The 16,571-nt window shown below is 66.5% G+C and carries 21 protein-coding genes; 20 read left to right on the forward strand and 1 reads right to left on the reverse strand.

What is annotated here, in order from left to right:
- The first annotated feature begins 98 nt into the window (after positions 1-98).
- The 20 genes from VNM24_14105 (at position 99) to VNM24_14200 (ending at position 14,972) form a co-directional block, all read left to right on the forward strand.
- Positions 99-584 carry a DUF3305 domain-containing protein gene (locus VNM24_14105; protein ID HWQ39716.1) on the forward strand — a complete coding sequence of 162 codons (486 nt, stop codon included), beginning with the start codon at positions 99-101 and terminating at the stop codon, positions 582-584.
- Positions 581-1,036, forward strand: a complete 456-nt coding sequence (locus tag VNM24_14110) for a DUF3306 domain-containing protein (GenBank protein HWQ39717.1) — start codon at positions 581-583, stop codon at positions 1,034-1,036. The genes VNM24_14105 and VNM24_14110 overlap by 4 nt, the downstream gene beginning before the upstream one ends.
- Positions 1,033-2,721 (forward strand): 4Fe-4S binding protein, encoded by a 1,689-nt coding sequence (locus tag VNM24_14115; protein HWQ39718.1) that lies wholly within the window; start codon positions 1,033-1,035, stop codon positions 2,719-2,721. Before VNM24_14110 ends, VNM24_14115 begins: the two co-directional genes overlap by 4 nt.
- Positions 2,718-3,347 carry a molecular chaperone TorD family protein gene (locus VNM24_14120; GenBank protein ID HWQ39719.1) on the forward strand — a complete coding sequence of 210 codons (630 nt, stop codon included), beginning with the start codon at positions 2,718-2,720 and terminating at the stop codon, positions 3,345-3,347. The genes VNM24_14115 and VNM24_14120 overlap by 4 nt, the downstream gene beginning before the upstream one ends.
- 41 nt (positions 3,348-3,388) lie before the next feature.
- Entirely contained in the window at positions 3,389-3,586 is a 198-nt protein-coding gene (locus VNM24_14125; protein ID HWQ39720.1) for a formate dehydrogenase, read from the forward strand.
- Between the two features lie 63 nt (positions 3,587-3,649).
- Complete coding sequence (locus VNM24_14130) at positions 3,650-6,484, forward strand: formate dehydrogenase subunit alpha (protein HWQ39721.1); 2,835 nt, start codon at positions 3,650-3,652, stop codon at positions 6,482-6,484.
- Positions 6,485-6,500: 16 nt separating this feature from the next.
- Positions 6,501-7,112 (forward strand): formate dehydrogenase FDH3 subunit beta, encoded by a 612-nt coding sequence (fdh3B, locus tag VNM24_14135; protein HWQ39722.1) that lies wholly within the window; start codon positions 6,501-6,503, stop codon positions 7,110-7,112.
- Entirely contained in the window at positions 7,109-7,327 is a 219-nt protein-coding gene (locus tag VNM24_14140; GenBank protein HWQ39723.1) for a hypothetical protein, read from the forward strand. Before fdh3B ends, VNM24_14140 begins: the two co-directional genes overlap by 4 nt.
- A gap of 1 nt (position 7,328) precedes the next feature.
- Entirely contained in the window at positions 7,329-8,342 is a 1,014-nt protein-coding gene (locus VNM24_14145) for a formate dehydrogenase subunit gamma (GenBank protein HWQ39724.1), read from the forward strand.
- A gap of 22 nt (positions 8,343-8,364) precedes the next feature.
- Positions 8,365-8,580, forward strand: coding sequence for a hypothetical protein (locus tag VNM24_14150; GenBank protein HWQ39725.1), 216 nt, complete (start codon positions 8,365-8,367; stop codon positions 8,578-8,580).
- Positions 8,581-8,587: 7 nt separating this feature from the next.
- Positions 8,588-9,094 carry a molybdopterin-guanine dinucleotide biosynthesis protein B gene (gene mobB / locus VNM24_14155; protein ID HWQ39726.1) on the forward strand — a complete coding sequence of 169 codons (507 nt, stop codon included), beginning with the start codon at positions 8,588-8,590 and terminating at the stop codon, positions 9,092-9,094.
- A 21-nt stretch (positions 9,095-9,115) separates the two neighbouring features.
- Positions 9,116-9,397 carry a molybdopterin converting factor subunit 1 gene (moaD, locus tag VNM24_14160; protein HWQ39727.1) on the forward strand — a complete coding sequence of 94 codons (282 nt, stop codon included), beginning with the start codon at positions 9,116-9,118 and terminating at the stop codon, positions 9,395-9,397.
- Between the two features lies 1 nt (position 9,398).
- Complete coding sequence (gene moaE, locus VNM24_14165; GenBank protein ID HWQ39728.1) at positions 9,399-9,848, forward strand: molybdopterin synthase catalytic subunit MoaE; 450 nt, start codon at positions 9,399-9,401, stop codon at positions 9,846-9,848.
- Positions 9,848-10,252 carry a winged helix-turn-helix domain-containing protein gene (locus VNM24_14170; GenBank protein HWQ39729.1) on the forward strand — a complete coding sequence of 135 codons (405 nt, stop codon included), beginning with the start codon at positions 9,848-9,850 and terminating at the stop codon, positions 10,250-10,252. Before moaE ends, VNM24_14170 begins: the two co-directional genes overlap by 1 nt.
- A gap of 65 nt (positions 10,253-10,317) precedes the next feature.
- The gene (modB, locus tag VNM24_14175) at positions 10,318-10,995 is read left to right on the forward strand and encodes a molybdate ABC transporter permease subunit (protein HWQ39730.1); all 678 of its coding nucleotides are present in this window, start codon (positions 10,318-10,320) and stop codon (positions 10,993-10,995) included.
- Between the two features lie 7 nt (positions 10,996-11,002).
- Entirely contained in the window at positions 11,003-11,803 is an 801-nt protein-coding gene (locus VNM24_14180) for an ATP-binding cassette domain-containing protein (protein HWQ39731.1), read from the forward strand.
- Positions 11,804-11,842: 39 nt separating this feature from the next.
- Positions 11,843-13,390, forward strand: a complete 1,548-nt coding sequence (locus tag VNM24_14185; protein ID HWQ39732.1) for a porin — start codon at positions 11,843-11,845, stop codon at positions 13,388-13,390.
- Between the two features lie 19 nt (positions 13,391-13,409).
- Positions 13,410-14,180 (forward strand): molybdate ABC transporter substrate-binding protein, encoded by a 771-nt coding sequence (modA, locus tag VNM24_14190; protein ID HWQ39733.1) that lies wholly within the window; start codon positions 13,410-13,412, stop codon positions 14,178-14,180.
- A 79-nt stretch (positions 14,181-14,259) separates the two neighbouring features.
- Positions 14,260-14,643 (forward strand): fluoride efflux transporter CrcB, encoded by a 384-nt coding sequence (crcB, locus tag VNM24_14195; protein HWQ39734.1) that lies wholly within the window; start codon positions 14,260-14,262, stop codon positions 14,641-14,643.
- 5 nt (positions 14,644-14,648) lie between these two features.
- On the forward strand, positions 14,649-14,972 hold the full coding sequence (locus VNM24_14200; protein ID HWQ39735.1) for a DUF190 domain-containing protein: 324 nt from the start codon (positions 14,649-14,651) through the stop codon (positions 14,970-14,972).
- A 58-nt stretch (positions 14,973-15,030) separates the two neighbouring features.
- On the opposite strand, the gene VNM24_14205 is transcribed toward VNM24_14200, so the two are convergent.
- The gene (locus VNM24_14205; protein ID HWQ39736.1) at positions 15,031-16,518 is read right to left on the reverse strand and encodes an NAD(P)H-hydrate dehydratase; all 1,488 of its coding nucleotides are present in this window, start codon (positions 16,516-16,518) and stop codon (positions 15,031-15,033) included.
- Positions 16,519-16,571 lie beyond the last annotated feature (53 nt).

Raw genomic sequence — 16,571 nt, forward strand, 5'->3', positions numbered from 1 at the left:
ACTCCGGTGTCAGGGTCGAAAAAAAGGACCGGGCGCCCGCATCCGTTTACTATAATCGCCAGGTCCGCGCGGTGAAACCACATTCCTGCGCTCCACTCATGGTTATGGTCACAGACGCGATGGCGGTCAGAAAGTTCGATGTGTCGGTCGTGATGTCGCTGCTTCGCGACGGCAATCGCTGGGTGGCGCAGCACTGGGAGGCGCGGGGCGTTCTCGTGGGCCGATCGGCGGAGGCGGCGCGCCGCGTCCTGGTCGACACCGGGCGCGAGCGCCAGGTTCTGTTCGGTGGCCATGTCATCGAGTTGCGTCGCGACGAAGCGCAGGGCTACTACCTCAACGTGACTTCGCCCCGTCCGAGCGCATTCGTCCTGTGGCGCATGCGCGACGAGGAAGCGATTCCGGTGCTCGTCACCGCGAGCTACGAGGAGGCGGCGCGCTGGCTGGACGCGGGCGAACAGGTCGATGCGGTTGCGCTGCCGCCGGAGCTGGTCGAGCCCATCGCGCGATTCGCGCAAGAACACTACAAGCCCGAGGTCAGGAGCGGCCGAAAGCGCGAGCGCGCGATGTCCCGGGACAGCCGATGAGCGACACGCCGGAATCGTTCCTGCGGCGCTGGTCGCGACTCAAGCGCGAAGGCGAAGCGGCGCAGCCCGAACCTGTCGGGCGCGACGACGAGGAGCCGCCGCCGTTGCCGCCGATCGAGGAACTGGGTCCCGATTCCGATTACAGCGCCTTTCTGCACCCGAAAGTGGATCCGCAGCTGCGCCGTGCGGCGCTGAAGAGACTGTTTTCGTCCGAACGATTCAAGGCGATGGACGGGCTGGACGTGTATGTCGGCGACTACTCGAAACCCGAGCCGCTGGCGGCCGGCGTAGCGGTGCTGCTGCGTCATGCCTGCGCCGCACTCGCGCTGGACCGGGAAGCGCAGAGTTCGGCGGGCGCTGGGCGGCCCGAGGCGCACGCGCCAGAGCAGCCGCTCCGCGGCGATGAGACCGATCCAGCCTCGCCGACGGACAAAGATCCGCGAGCGCTATGACGCACGGCGCGAGTCTGGGCGAAGCGAGGAACAGCGCGACGCCCGGAGGACCCATCAGCCCGGCACTGGCCGCGCTGGCCGCGGCCGCCGCTCTGCCGCCTCCCGAACCGGTGCCGAGCGTGGTCTACCGTTCCCGGGGGCGGACCTTGGTCGTGGGCCCGGCCAACGAAGTGCTGCCAAGGGCCGGCGAACTGGCCGCCACCCTGCCGGTGACCGCGCTGGTGACCGACGGAACGGCCGGTCGCGCAGCGCCGGCGTTGACCGTGCTCTGCGGCCGGCCGGTGGAAGCGCACGGCTATCTGGGCAATTTCACCGTGCGCTGGGAACCGGACGCCCCGCTGGAAGCCTCCGAGCGCCCGCGCAGCGCGGTCTTCGACCTGATTCTGGATCTGGGCGAGGCGCCGCTGTTCACGATGCCGCAACCGCCGCAGGGATACTTCGCCCCGGGACGCGATGAGCGCGCCGTGCGCGCCGCTCTGGAGGAAATCCGCGAGGCGGTCGGCGAGTTCGACAAGCCGAAGTACTTTCTCTATGACGCGTCGATCTGCGCGCACAGCCGCTGCGGCCTTGAAGGCTGCGATCGCTGCATCGAAGTGTGCTCGACGCGGGCCATTTCCGCTGCGGGCGATCGCGTCGGGGTGGACGCGCACCTGTGCATGGGCTGCGGAGGCTGCGCCACGGTATGTCCCTCAGGAGCGATGTCCTACGCCTTTCCGAAAGTCGACTACCAGGGCGACCGCATCCGGGCAATGCTGGAGGCATTTCACGCGGCCGGCGGGCGCGCGGCCTGTCTGCTGTTGCACGACGGGAGCGCCGCGCGGCTGATCGAGGCGCTGGAGCAGCGCGCGGCCGTGCCCGAGCGGGTCATCGCGCTGCCGGTGCACCACATCGCTTCGGTCGGGCTCGATCTGGCACTGGGTGCCATTGTGCTCGGTGCGAACCAGTGCCTCGTGTTGTCTGCCGCCACCGAGCCGGAAGCCTACCGCACGGCGCTCTCGCAGCAGCTCGAGTACGGACGACTTCTGCTCGAGGCGCTGGGTTACGGCTCGCGCCACTTGGGGCTGGTCGTGGCCACCGACGCCGCAGCGCTGGAAGATGCGCTGCGTGCCCTGGAGCCTGCCGAACACTGCCCGCCGCCGGCGAAGTTCCGGCTCTTCGACCGCAAGCGCACGACGTTGTGGTTCGCGATCGACCATCTGGCCGCGCATGCCCCCGCGCCAGGGGAGGCGGTGCAGATGCCGGCGGGCGCACCCTTCGGCGCCGTACGAGTGAACCGTGAGAGCTGCACGCTGTGCATGGCCTGCGTCGGGACCTGTCCGGAGAACGCGCTGCTCGACGGCAGAGACCGGCCGCAATTGCGGTTTGTCGAAGCCAACTGCGTGCAGTGCGGACTGTGCGAGCGGGCCTGCCCCGAGGACGCGATCTCGCTCGTGCCGCGAGTGGCGCTTGGCGCAGACGCGAAACGCGAAGTCGTGTTGAACGAGGACACGCCGTTCCGCTGTATCCGCTGCGGCAAGGAGTTCGCGGCCACCCGCGTGATCGACCGGATGGTCGGCCGCCTGGTGGAGCATCCGATGTTCTCGTCACCCGAAGCGCTCAGGCGCCTTCGCATGTGCGCAGACTGCCGGGTCGTCGACCTGATGCAGGGTCGCGACGAGGTCAGCATCTTCGACCTGAAACCATGAGCACGCTCGCTTTGCCAGACAATGAGGCATTGGCGGCAGAAGACGCCGCGCGCGCGGACCTCTACGCCCTGCTGGCTGCCCTGTGGGCTTCAGCGCCGGCGCCGTCCTTGCTGCAGGCCGTGGCGGCGGCGGACGACATCGGGGCGGCCGCCGAGGGGGATCCTCCTCTTGCCCGCGAATGGCGCCGCCTGCAGGCGGCATGCGCGGTGACGGACCCCGAAGCGGTGCGAGCGGAGTACAGAGACCTGTTCATCAGCGTGGGCGAGCCCCCGGTGGTGCTCAACGCCTCCTGGTACCTGACCGGCTTCCTCAACGAGGTTCCGCTCGCCGAGCTGCGCGACGACCTCGCGCGTCTAGGCTTTTCTCGCTTACAATCGGCCGTCGAGACCGAAGACCACATCGCGGCGCTGCTGGAGGCGATGCGGCTGCTGATCGTCACGCGGCAAGACGATCCGGCGGGCGGCTTCGAGACTCAGAAGGCGTTCTTTTTCCGCCATCTGAAGCCGTGGTACACGAAGCTCGCGGCGCGAGTGGAGCAGACCGAAGGGGCGAACTTCTACCGGAACGTGGTCGCGCTGACCCGGGTCTTCCTCGACACCGAGTCGGCGCAGTTCGAAAATTACTAGCCGGCGCGCATCGGCACGCGCGCCGCACGAGGAGGAAGTCGATGAGCAAGCCCGCACGCAGGCGTTTTCTTGCCACACTGGGGCTGGGCGGCGCCGGGGTCGCGGTCGCGGCCCTTTCCGGTCAGCGCCATACGACTGCTGCAGCCGAGGGGCCGCCGCTCGCCGCCGACTCGAAGCACTCCAAGGGTTATCGCCTGACTGCACACGTGCGCAATTACTACCGTACCGCGCGCGTGTAAAGGAGGAGAGTCATGTTGCTTCGCAAGATCAGCGCTAGCCGCGGTGAGGCGAGCGCACGACCCATGTCCGCCTGGCCGGTCGCCTCTACCCTGGACCGGCGGAGTTTCCTGAAGCGGGCCGGGCTGACCGTCGGCGCAGGCGCCGCGATCAGCCAGTTGCCGTTCAACGTGATCGGCCGCGGGCAAGCGGCCTCCAGCGCGCAGGAGGGCAACGTCGAGGTCAGGCGCACGGTCTGTACCCACTGTTCGGTGGGCTGCGCGATCGACGCCGTCGTGGAAAACGGCGTGTGGATCCGGCAGGAGCCGGTGTTCGACTCCCCGATCAACATGGGCTCGCATTGCGCGAAGGGTGCTTCGGTGCGCGAGCACGGTCACGGCAACGCGCGGCTGCGCTACCCGATGAAGCTCGTGAACGGCAAGTACGAGCGCATTTCATGGGATCAGGCGATCAACGAGATCGGCGACAAACTGCTCGAGATCCGCCAGGCGAGCGGCCCCGACGCGGTGTTCTGGGTGGGCTCCAGCAAGCACTCCAACGAGCAGGCCTTCCTGCTGCGCAAGTTCGTCTCGTTCTGGGGCACGAACAACTGCGACCACCAGGCGCGCATCTGTCACTCGACCACGGTCGCGGGTGTGGCCAACACCTGGGGCTACGGCGCGATGACCAACTCCTACAACGACATGCAGAACTCGAAGTGCATGTTGTTCATCGGCTCCAATGCCGCCGAGGCGCACCCGGTCTCCTTGCTGCACATCCTGCACGCCAAGGAGAAGGGCTCGAAGATGATCGTGGTCGATCCACGCTTCACCCGCACCGCGGCCAAAGCCGACCATTACGTGCGCATCCGACCTGGCACCGACATTCCGTTCGTGTGGGGCGTGCTCTACCACATCTTCAGGAACGGATGGGAAGACCGCAAGTACATCGCCGATCGCGTGTACGGGATGGAAGAAGTGCGCAAGGAAGTCATGAAGTGGACACCCGAGCGCGTGAAGGACGTCACCGGCGTGGACGAGAAGGACGTCTTTCTGGTCGCCAAGACCATGCACGAGAACCGGCCGGGAACTGTCGTGTGGTGCATGGGTGTGACCCAGCACACGGTGGGCAACGCCAACGTGCGCACGCTGTGCATCCTGGAGCTGGCGCTGGGCAACATCGGCGTGTCCGGGGGCGGTGCCAACATCTTCCGCGGCCACGACAACGTGCAGGGCGCGACCGATGTCGGTCCCAACCCCGAGTCGCTTCCGGGTTACTACGGCCTGGCGGAAGGCGCCTGGAAGCACTGGTGCGCGGTGTGGGGCGTGGACTACGAATGGGTGAAGAGCCGCTATGTTTCCAAGGAGATGATGGAGAAGCCCGGCATGACCGTGTCGCGCTGGATCGACGGCGTGCTGGAGGCGAACGAGCACATCGACCAGGGTCCGAACCTGCGCGCGCTCATCTACTGGGGCCACGCGCCGAACAGCCAGACGCGTGGCGCCGAGATGAAGCAGGCGATGGAGAAGCTGGATCTGATGGTCATCATCGACCCTTATCCCACCGCCGCCGCGGTCATGCCCGAGCGCAAGGAAGGCGTCTATCTGCTGCCGGCGGCCACCCAGTTCGAGACCTCGGGCTCGTGCACCGCGTCGAACCGTTCATTGCAATGGCGCGAGAAGGTAATCGAGCCGCTGTTCGAGTCCAAGCCCGACCACACGATCATGTATGCGTTCGCCAGGAAGTTCGGGTTTGCCGAGCAGCTGGTCAGAAACATCAAGCTGGTGAAGGACAAGGACGGCTGGGACGAGCCGGTACCCGAGGATATCCTGCGCGAGATCAACCGCGGCACCTGGACGATCGGTTACACGGGGCAGTCGCCCGAGCGGCTCAAGCTGCACATGAAGCACATGCATACCTTTGATCCGGTGACACTGCGCGCCAGGGGCGGGCCGTGCGACGGCGACTACTTCGGCCTGCCGTGGCCGTGCTGGGGTACGCCCGCGCTCAAGCATCCCGGCACGCATGTGCTCTACAACACGGCGCTGGAAGTCAAGGATGGGGGATTGTGCTTCCGCGCCAACTTCGGCGTGGAACGCAACGGGGTGAGCCTGCTCGCGGCCGATGGCTCGCATCCGAAGAACTCGGACCTCGACGGCGGCTATCCGGAATTCGACCATGTCCTGCTCAAGAAGCTGGGCTGGTGGAATGAACTGACGCCCGAGGAGCAAAAGGCGGCGGAAGGCAAGAACTGGAAGACCGACCTGTCGGGCGGGATCATCCGGGTGGCGATCAAGCACGGCTGCGCGCCCTTCGGAAATGCGCGCGCGCGCGCGGTGGTGTGGAACTTCCCGGATCCGGTGCCGCTGCACCGTGAGCCGCTGTTCTCGGCGCGTCCCGATCTGATCGAACGCTATCCCACCCATGAGGACATGAAGACCTTCTGGCGGCTGCCCACGCTGTTCCGATCGGTGCAGGAAAAGAACCGCAGCGCCGTCCGGGATTATCCGATCATCCTGACCAGCGGGCGGCTGGTGGAGTACGAGGGCGGCGGAGAGGAAACGCGGTCCAATCCCTGGCTGGCCGAACTGCAGCAGGAAATGTTCGCCGAGATCAATCCCAGGGACGCCAACGATCAGGGTGTGCGCCACAACGAGTACATCTGGGTCGAGACCCCGGGCAAAGCGCGCATCAAGGTCAAGGCCCTGGTGACCGAACGCGTGGCGCCCGGCGTGATGTTCATGCCGTTCCACTTCGGCGGCTGGTGGATGGGCAAGGACCTGAAAGAGCGCTATCCCGAAGGTACTGCGCCGGTGGTGCGGGGCGAAGCGGTGAACACCGCAACGACCTACGGCTACGACTCGGTGACCATGATGCAGGAAGCCACCAAGGTGACGCTGTGCAGATTCACGCGCGCCTGAGTGAGGAGGCCGGACCATGGCGAGAATGAAATTCATCTGCGACGCGGAACGCTGCATCGAGTGCAACGCCTGCGTGACTGCGTGCAAGAACGAGCACGAGGTTCCCTGGGGCATCAACCGTCGCCGGGTGGTCACGATCAACGACGGGGTGCCGGGCGAGCGCTCGATCTCGGTGGCCTGCATGCACTGCTCCGACGCGCCGTGCATGGCGGTGTGCCCGGTGGACTGCTTCTACAAGACCGAGGACGGCGTGGTGCTGCACGACAAGGACCTGTGCATCGGCTGCGGCTACTGCTTCTACGCCTGCCCGTTCGGTGCGCCGCAGTTTCCCCAGGCAGGCGCGTTCGGCGTGCGCGGCAAGATGGACAAGTGCACGTTCTGCGCCGGCGGGCCGGAGGAGAACGGTTCGCACGCGGAATTCGAGAAGTACGGGCGCAATCGCCTCGCCGAAGGCAAGCTGCCGATCTGTGCCGAGATGTGCTCGACCAAAGCGCTGCTGGGCGGCGACGGCGACGTGCTGGCCGACATCTACCGCGAGCGTGTGCTGATTCGCGGCAAGGGTGCGGAAGTATGGGGTTGGGGTACCGCCTACGGCCGTCCGGAGCCGAAGAAGGAGCCCGAGTCGTGAGGCTGCTGCTGTCGGGGTTGCTGGCGGTGCTCCTGGCCGGTTGCGGGGAAACGCCGCAGACGGTGCACTACCAGGGTGGAAAGTACGCCGGCAAGCCGGACACCCCGGCGTGGTTGTCCGATCAGTTCGGTGCCGACCGCGCGCAGTGGGAACGCGAGATCAAGGCGCGCAACCTCAAGCAGAGCGAGTTCACGCGAATGAAAGGGAGCGGCTGACATGCGGCTGCGCGCGGTGTTCATCGGCTGCTGGTTGGCGGTGTGTAGTGCGCTGGGCGGAGCGGTGGGCGCCGATCCGGCGCAAGACCAGGCCAAGCGCCAGGTCGAGCAGCCGCTGAACAACGCGCCGGCATGGCGCGAGGTCCGCTCGGGCGCAGCGCACACCACCCAGGTGCGGGGCCGCGAGAGCGGCGTGCTGATCCAGGCGAGCGGAGAGACCTGGCGGCAGATCCGCAACGGTCCGGTGACGCTGATCGGCGGCGCGCTGCTGATCCTGGTTCCGGTCGCGATCTATCTGTTCTACCGCAAGAGCGGGCCGATGAAGCTGCATGAGCCGCCCAGCGGGCGCAAGATCGAGCGCTTTACCCGCTGGGAGCGGATCGTCCACTGGTGCACGGCCGTGACGTTCGTGATCCTGGCAGTCACCGGCATTGTGCTGCTCTTCGGCAAGCACTTTCTGATTCCGGTGATCGGCTACAACGCGTTCTCGTGGCTGGCCACGGTGTCCAAGACCCTGCACAACTTCGTGGGCCCGCTGTTCATTTTCTCGGTGGCCTGCATGTTCTTCACCTACCTGCGCGACAACCTGTGGCGCAAAGCCGACTGGGAATGGCTGCGCAAGGCCCCGCTGGTGCTGACCGGAAAGGCGCACGTGCCTTCGGGCAAGTACAACGCCGCGGAGAAGGGCTGGTTCTGGGGCGGGGTGGCGTTTCTCGGGTTGATCGTCGGTGCATCGGGCCTGGTGCTCGATTTTCCCAACTTCGACCAGACGCGCTATACGATGCAGGTGGCCAACATCGTGCACGGCATCGGTGCGCTGCTGTTCGTCCTGGCCTCTTTCGGGCATATCTACATGGGCACGATCGGCACCGAAGGCGCCTACGAGGGAATGAAGACCGGCTTCGTGGATGAGATCTGGGCCAAAGAACACCACGAGCTGTGGTATCGGGAAGTCAAAGCCGGTGCGAGGGCGACCGCCGCCACGCCCGTGCAACGCGCGGGGGCACCGGGCTGAGCATGCAACGAGAGGCAAGCGGATGCGAGCAATATTGAGCGGCGTCGCTCTGGCCGCGCTGTTCGCGCTGTCGGCCGGCGCCGCATTCGGCCGTCTGCCCCCGCCCACGCCGGAAGAAGCGGCGAAGAAGCAGGCGGCCGCGGAGAAGAAAGCCAAGGAAGAAGAGGCGGCCAGGAAAGCCCTGGAAAGGGTGCAGGACCGCCTCGCCGCGCGTTACAAGCAGAAGAAGCGTCGCTGATCCGCCGGTGGGCCAGAAGGCATTCGGCTTTGCCGGCTTTTCGGGCAGCGGCAAGACCACGCTGCTCGAGCATCTGGTCCCGGTCCTGGTCGGGCGCGGGATGCGTGTCAGCGTGGTCAAGCACGCGCACCACAGCTTCGACATCGATCAACCGGGCAAGGACTCCTACCGCCATCGGATGGCCGGCGCGCAGGAAGTGCTGGTGTCGTCTCGCGCGCGCTGGGCACTCATGGCCGAGTTGCGCGGCGCACCCGAGCTGACGCTGGACCAGATCCTCTGCAAGCTCTCGCCCTGCGACCTGGTGCTGGTCGAAGGGTTCAAGCGCGAGCCCATCCCCAAGCTGGAGGTGCATCGCACGGCCAACGCCAAGGATTGGATCTTTCCCTCCGATGCCAGCGTGGTGGCACTGGCTACCGATGCACTCGAAATTCCGGGGGCGCCGCTGCCCCGTTTCGGCCTCGAAGAATACCAGCGGATCGCGGATTTCATCCTCGGCCACCTGCGGCTGCGCTGAGCCGCGCGCTAGAATAACGCCATGAAACCCGCAGACTCGCAGACTGCCGTGGTCCGGCTTCGCTACTTTGCCCGCCTGCGCGAAGCGCTGGACTGCAGCGAGGAGGAACTGGTCGTCCCGGCGGGCGTGCGCACGGTGAGCGACCTCATGGCCTTCCTGCGCACGCGCGGAGGCGCTTGGGCCGCGGAGCTGGCGGCGGGCAGGCCGGTGCTGGTCGCGGTCAACGAAGACATGGCCGACGCCGACAGGCCGATTGGCCACGGAGATACCGTGGCGTTCATGCCGCCGGTCACCGGAGGCTGACATGACCGTGCGCGTGCAAACCGAGGACTTCGACGCGGGCGCCGAGGCCGCGCGGCTGCGCGCGGGCAACCCGAAGATCGGTGCGGTCGCCAGCTTCATCGGCGTGGTACGCGATGTGAACGACGGGGATTCGGTGTCGGAACTCACGCTCGAGCACTATCCCGGCATGACGGAAAGGGCGCTGCAGAAGATCGTCGACGAGGCCAGGTCGCGCTGGGACCTCTACGATGTTTTGGTGGTCCATCGCGTAGGCCGGCTCAAACCGACCGATCAGATCGTGCTGGTCGTCGTGACGAGCGCGCATCGGAGCGAGGCCTTTCGCGCCTGCGAGTTCCTGATGGACTACCTGAAGACCCGCGCGCCGTTCTGGAAGAAGGAGCACACACCCGGCGGAACCCGCTGGGTCGATGCGCGCGCGTCGGACGATGCGGCTGCCTCGCGCTGGTCGTAATGTCCCGCGGCCGTAGCGCGGCACCGGCGTCCAGGGCGGCGCTCAAGCCGCAGATCCGCATCATGTTTCGCCGGGCGATCGCCATGGGTCCGGGCAAGGCGGATCTGCTGGAAGCCATCGCCGACACCGGATCCATCTCCGCTGCCGCGCGCAAGCTCGGCATGTCTTACCGCAGGGCCTGGCTGCTGGTGGACACCATGAACCGCTGCTTCGAGCGGCCGCTGGTCCAGACCGCCACGGGCGGCAGTCGCGGCGGGGGCGCCCGTGTCACGGAGCTTGGCCAGGACGTGATCCGGCGCTATCGCGCCATGGACCGCAAGGCCACGGCCGCGGTCGCCCGCGAGCTGGCCGAATTCGCCGCGCTGATGAGCAAGCCGCCTTCCCGCCAGAGTTCGCGTTCTTGACGGGCATCCGGCGAGCCGATAGCCTTCGGCTCGTTATATAGTTCCGTATACGACGCGCGCGGTCCGTGCCCACCTCTCCCGAAGTGCTGGTCCCGCTGCTGCTCACGCTCAAGGTAGCGGGCTGGGCCACGCTGTTTGCGTCCGTCATGGGTATCGGCGTCGGCTATGCGCTTGCGCGCGCGCGCTTCACGGGGCGCGACGTGCTCGATGCGGCGATGAGCCTGCCGATGTTGCTTCCGCCGACGGTGCTGGGGTATTACCTCCTGGTGCTGCTCGGACGGCGCGGCCCCGTTGGCGCCTGGCTGGAAGCCAACTTCGGGATCACGCTGGTCTTCACTTGGCAGGGCGCGGCGATCGCTGCCGCGGTGGTGGCCTTTCCGCTGGCCTACAAGGCGTCGCTCACTGCATTCGAGGGCGTGGACCGGCAGTTCGAGCAGGCGGCGAGGGTCCTCGGAAAATCCGAGTGGTCGGTGTTCGTGAGCGTCACGCTGCCGCTGGCCTGGCGCGGCATCCTGGCCGGCGCAATGCTCGGATTCGCGCGCGCCATGGGCGAGTTCGGCGCCACTTTGATGATCGCCGGCAATCTGCCGGGCAAGACCCAGACGCTGTCGATCGCGATCTACGACGCGGTGGAGGCGGGACGCGACGAGGTCGCCAACTTCCTCGTGATCCTGACTTCCACGGTGTGCATCGTCATCCTGGTGGCCTCCGGCAAGCTTCTGAAACCGCGCCAGCCTGCCTGAGCGCGCGGTGAGAATCGAGGTCGACATCCGCAAGACGCTGCGCTCCCAGGGCAGGGAGTTCCGTCTCGAGGTGGCCTTTACCTGTGAAGACGACATCAGCGTCATCTTCGGGCCTTCCGGCGCCGGCAAAAGCCTCACCCTGAAGGCGATTGCCGGGCTCGAGACGCCGGAAGGCGGGCGCATTGTGGTCGACGGCCGGGTGCTCTACGACAGCGCCAAGGCGATCGACGTCCCGGCGCGCCATCGCGGCGTGGGCTACCTGTTCCAAGACTACGCGCTGTTTCCGCATCTGACCGTGGAGCAGAACGTCGCGTTCGCGCTGCGGCCCTGGTGGCGGCGCGGCCTCGCGCCTGCCATGAACCGCCAGGTGACCGACGCGCTCGAGCTGTTCGATCTGAAGGGCCTGGAGCGCAGCTATCCCGCGCAGCTCTCCGGCGGCCAGCGCCAGCGCGTGGCGCTCGCGCGCGCGCTGATCCGCAAGCCCGCGGTGCTCCTGCTGGACGAACCGTTTGCGGCGCTCGACCCGCTGCTGCGCATCCGTACCCGGCAGGAGTTGCTGAACATCCAGTGGCTGTTCGGGGTACCGATGCTGGTGATCACCCATGATCCGCAGGATGTGGCCGCGCTTGCGGAGAAGGTGATCGTGCTGCGCGGGGGCAGAGTGGAGCGGGCGCTCGATCTGAAGGGCCCACCTTACCGGGATGCGCTCGGTACCCCGGTACGCGGGGCCATCCGCCAACTGCTGATGGAAACCTACGGGGTGGAGGCAGGCGGAGGGGGAACTGCCGCCGCGCCCGGTGCAAGTTGAGTTTTTTTCTGTTTCGTTATGCTGGTTTATATACAGCGCATGGCGGAAACGATGGACACCAACAACAATGAGGGCCGGATGAAGAACACCAGTACCGGGAAGACACGATGGATAACCATGCTCGGCTGGCTGGCGCTGGTTTCGGCGATGCCCGCGCCCGCGCAGGATGACGCCGACAGCGTGAGAGAGCTGAAAGAGGCAGTTGACGCGCTGAGCAGGGAAGTGGATTCGCTGAGAGAACAGGCGGAGCAGAAGGACAGGAGCACCGCCATGCAGCAGAAGGTTGAAGCCCAGGTGCCGTCCTTGAGTTGGCGCGAGGGTGTCCAGTTCAGCGATCCGCGGGGAGACTGGTCGCTGCGGATCTTCGGCCGTGGACAGCTCGACTACCGGCAGTTCGATCCGGGAGCCGCGGCCAACACCTTCGGCGTCCGCCGGGCGAGACTGGGCGCGAACATGAGCTTCCAGAAGAGCTACGGCGTTACGGTGGAAGGCGAGTACGCCTCTGGCAGCGCCTCCGGGGCCGCGACCCAGAGCGCGTCGGTCACCAATGCCTACCTGGACTTCAACTGGTTCGACAAGGCACGGCTGCGGGCCGGGCAGTTCAAGCCGCAGTTCGGGCTGGAGAACACCGTGTCAGCGAACTTCAGCGACTTCCAGGAACGCGCGCTGACCCATAACCTGATCCAGAATCTGAACTACGACCGAGGGGTGATGATTCACGGCGCGCCCTTCACCGGAGTCAACTACGGCGTCACGATCAGCAACGGCACCGGCCTGAATCTGGAGGAGCGGCAACTGTCGCGGCAGGACGTCGACGCCGACGGCAAGATGCTGACCGCGCGCCTGACCGCCGACTTCGCGCGGATCCTGGAGATGGCGGACGGCGTCATCCACCTTGGCGGGTCCTACAAGTCGGGCAAGGCGGCCAACAGCCAGGCCAATCCCTACACCGCTGCCACCGGACAGACCGAGGGGCGCGGGGTGGTCTTCTTCAATCCGGAGGCGTTTGCCTCGGCGACGGTCGCCGGGTCGAATGTCGATCGCACATTGTCGGCGATCGAGTTCGCACTGGCGCACCGGTCATGGAAGGTGCAGGGCGAATACTGGCAGGCGCAGTACGAAGGAGAACGATCGACTGCTCCGGCGACCGGCTATGACCGCAGGATCGATTCCGCCTACCTGAGCGTGCTTTGGCTGATCACCGGGGAGAGCTACGCCGACGCCTACGGCAACGGAATATTTTCCCGCATCCGGCCGCGAAACAACTTCTCGAGTGAGGAAGGGGGTGGCTGGGGCGCGTTCGAAGTCGGGCTGCGTTACAGCCTCTTCGACGCGGGCGATTTCCTCGATGCCACCAGCGCCAACGCCAACACCGGTCGCCTGTCTGCCAGCGGCACCGGCGCGATAGCCTCGACTCCCACCCGCGAGGCTGATGCCTGGACCGTTGGCCTGAAATGGATGCCCAACGCCTACTCGCGGTTGATGCTCAACTACATCGTGACCCACTTCGACACGACGGTTGTCGCCAACGGCTACACCATGGACGAGGAGAAGGCGCTCACCGTACGTGCCCAGCTGGACTTCTGAAGCTCGATGGGAGGATAGAATGCGACGGCTTCTCGCGTGCCTGGTTCTTGGCTCGGTTTTCGCAGGCCCGGCCCAGGCAAAGCAGACGGTCACGGTGGCCGCGGCCGCCGACCTTGTTTACTGCATGGAAGAACTCAACGCGCACTTCAAGCGGCAGGATCGCGATGTGGAGGTTGTGGTCAGCACCGGTTCTTCCGGCACGTTTTTCAAGCAGATAGCCAATGGAGCCCCCTTCGACGTGTACCTGTCTGCGGACATGAGCTATCCGCTCAGGCTTGTGGCCGAGGGACTTGCCGACGGCTCCAGCCTGACTCCTTACGCGATCGGTCGAATCGTGCTATGGACACCGCGCGAAGATCTCGACCTGCAGCGGGGGCTGGAACTGCTGCGCGACGACGCAGTCGTGCGTATCGCGATCGCGAACCCTGAGCACGCCCCGTACGGCAAGGCGGCGAAGGCGGCGATGGAACGGGCGGGCGTCTGGAAGGACGTCTCGGAGAAGGTTGTCTATGGACAAAACATCGCGCAGGCAATGCAGTTCGTAGTTACAGGCAATGCGGACCTCGGGATGGTCGCACTCTCGCTGGCCGCGGCCCCCGCGCAACGCGGCAAGGGGCATTACGCGCTGATTCCGGAGCAGATGCATCCCCGGCTCGAGCAGGGAGCGGTGTTGACTCTGGCGGGAAGCCGTAACCCGGCCGCAAGGCGGTACTTGGAGTTTCTGCGCAGCCCGACGGCGCGAGAGATCTTCGAGAGGTATGGATTCATGCGACCGGAATCGGCGCAGTGAACCCCGGTACCGGAGAGTCGCGCGATGGGCGGGGGGCGCCCCGTTATCATGGCGATGAGACGCACACAGGCGGGAGATCATGACCGTTTCCGGAGTTCTGGCAGTGGGTGCGGGTGCAGCGCTGGGCGCCTGGCTGCGTTGGTGGCTCGGCCTCGTATTCAACGCCATGGTTCCCACGCTGCCGTTGGGTACCCTGTTTGCCAACCTGATCGGCGGATACCTGGTCGGCGTCGCGGTTGAGCTGTTCTTGCAGCACACGGTACTCGACGCGCAGGTCAGGCTGTTCGTCGTTACCGGCTTTCTCGGCAGCTTGACGACGTTCTCCACGTTCTCCGCCGAGGCGGTCACGCTGCTCGCACGCCAGCAGTACGCCTGGGCGGCGGCACACATCGGCGCGCATCTGGCCGGATCGCTGCTGATGACCGTACTCGGCATTCTGACGGTGCGCGCGCTCCACAACTGAGACCCATGATCGGAACCTGCCTGAAGCTGTACATGACCGAAGAGCAGAAGCACGACGGCAAGCTGCTGGTCGAGTGGCTGCTCGAGCGCGCCAAGCAGATGGGCATCCCCGGCGCGTCGATCTTCCGGGCGATCGAAGGCTACGGGCGCCATGGCGTGGTGCACGCCGAGACCTTTTTCGAGCTGGCAGGCAAGCTGCCGGTGGAGCTGGAGATCGTGGCCTCGAACGAGCAGATCGACCGACTGCTCTTGCTGATCCGGGACGAGGGCCTGAAGCTGTTCTACGTGCGATTTCCGGTCGACTTCGGCACCCTCAACGGCTCGGGCTAGACACACTACGTCGAACCACCAAGGGGACCAAGAACACCAATCTTGGCGGTTTGTAGTTTCAGCCTTTGGAGGCGAGGCGGTTCCAGGCAGCGCGGGCGGCGTCGATGGTTTCGGAGGCAGTCAGGCCCACAGGGCCGATGCCGGCGGCCACCAGATCGTCGGCCGCGAGGCCGTGCACCCGAACTCCCGCAAGCAGCGCCCGCTCGGGCGAGGCTCCCTGCGCCAGCAGCGCACCCAGGATGCCCGCCAGCACGTCGCCCATGCCGGCCGAGGACATGCCGGGATTGCCCGAGGTGTTGATGTGCCAGCGCCCGTCGGGTGTGGCGCACACGCTGCCTGCGCCCTTGAGCACGACGAACGCTTTGAACTGTCCGGCCAGCGTGCAGGCGGCTGCGATGCGATCGCCTTGCACCTGCTCGACCGTGGTCCCCAGCAGGCGGCTTGCCTCCGCCGGGTGCGGCGTCAGCAGCGTTGGCGTGGCGCGGCGGACCACGGCCGCGCGCAGTGCATGCTCCGCCGCGATCAGATTCAGCGCATCGGCATCGAGGACCACCGGTGCGTCGAGCGAAAGGCCCTTGTCGAGCAGCCGTCGCGCCACGGGCGACTGTCCCAGTCCGGGCCCGATCACCGCGCATCCGAGCTTCGGTCTGGCGAGCACTTCTTCGGCCGGCCGCAGCATCAGATCGGGCTGCAGCGGATCGACCTTGGGCCCGTCTGCCAGGAGCCCGACCAGCACGCGTCCGGCACCCAGCCGCAGCGCCGTGCGTGCCGCGAGTAGCGCGGCGCCGACCATTCCCACGGAACCACCGAGAACGCCGACGTCGCCGAACAGGCCTTTGTGACTGTTGCGCGCGCGCGGCGGCAGCGCGCTGGCGATGACGTCGTCTCCGATCAGCAGACCGTGATCTGTCGGCAGCGGCGCGTGTTCCACGCCCAAGCGGTCGAGATGGATCACACCGGCATGATCCGGCCCCTCAAGGGTGTAGAGTCCGGCCTTGAGCCCGAGAAACGTGATCGTATGCGTCGCGCGGACCGCGGCGCCGTGCACGCGGCCGGTATCGGCGTCGAGCCCGCTGGGCAGATCGATCGACAGGACGGGTTTTCCGGCCGCGTTGAGCGCGTTGATCAGTTGCGCGTGCCGGGCGTCGACGGGGCGCGACAGGCCGATCCCGAACAGTCCGTCGAGGGCGAAATCCCAGCGCCAATGCTCGGGAAGCGTGGCGTGCAGCGTGCCGCCGGCCTCCCGCCAGGCGTCGAAGGCGGCGCGGGCATCGGCCTGCAGCTTCGCGCCGTTACCGGTGAACACCACCTGCACGTCGAACCACGCGCTCTTCAGGTGGCGTGCAGCGACCAACGCATCGCCGCCATTGTTACCGGGGCCGGCCAGCACCAGGATGCGCCGGCTGCGCGCTCCCAGGAGCTGCTGAGCCAGCTCGGCGGTCGCGAGCCCGGCACGCTCCATCAGCGGCGGGGGCGCAGACTGCGCCTGCGCCCAATGCTCCAGCGCGCGAATATGCGCAGCGAGAAAGACCGGCGCCGTTTTCATCGACGGCAGTGTAGCAATTATGGTCCGACCGGGGACCGAGGAGTACGTCAAAG

Source organism: Burkholderiales bacterium, assembly GCA_035560005.1.
Taxonomy (GTDB): Bacteria; Pseudomonadota; Gammaproteobacteria; order Burkholderiales; family Eutrophovitaceae; genus DASRFY01.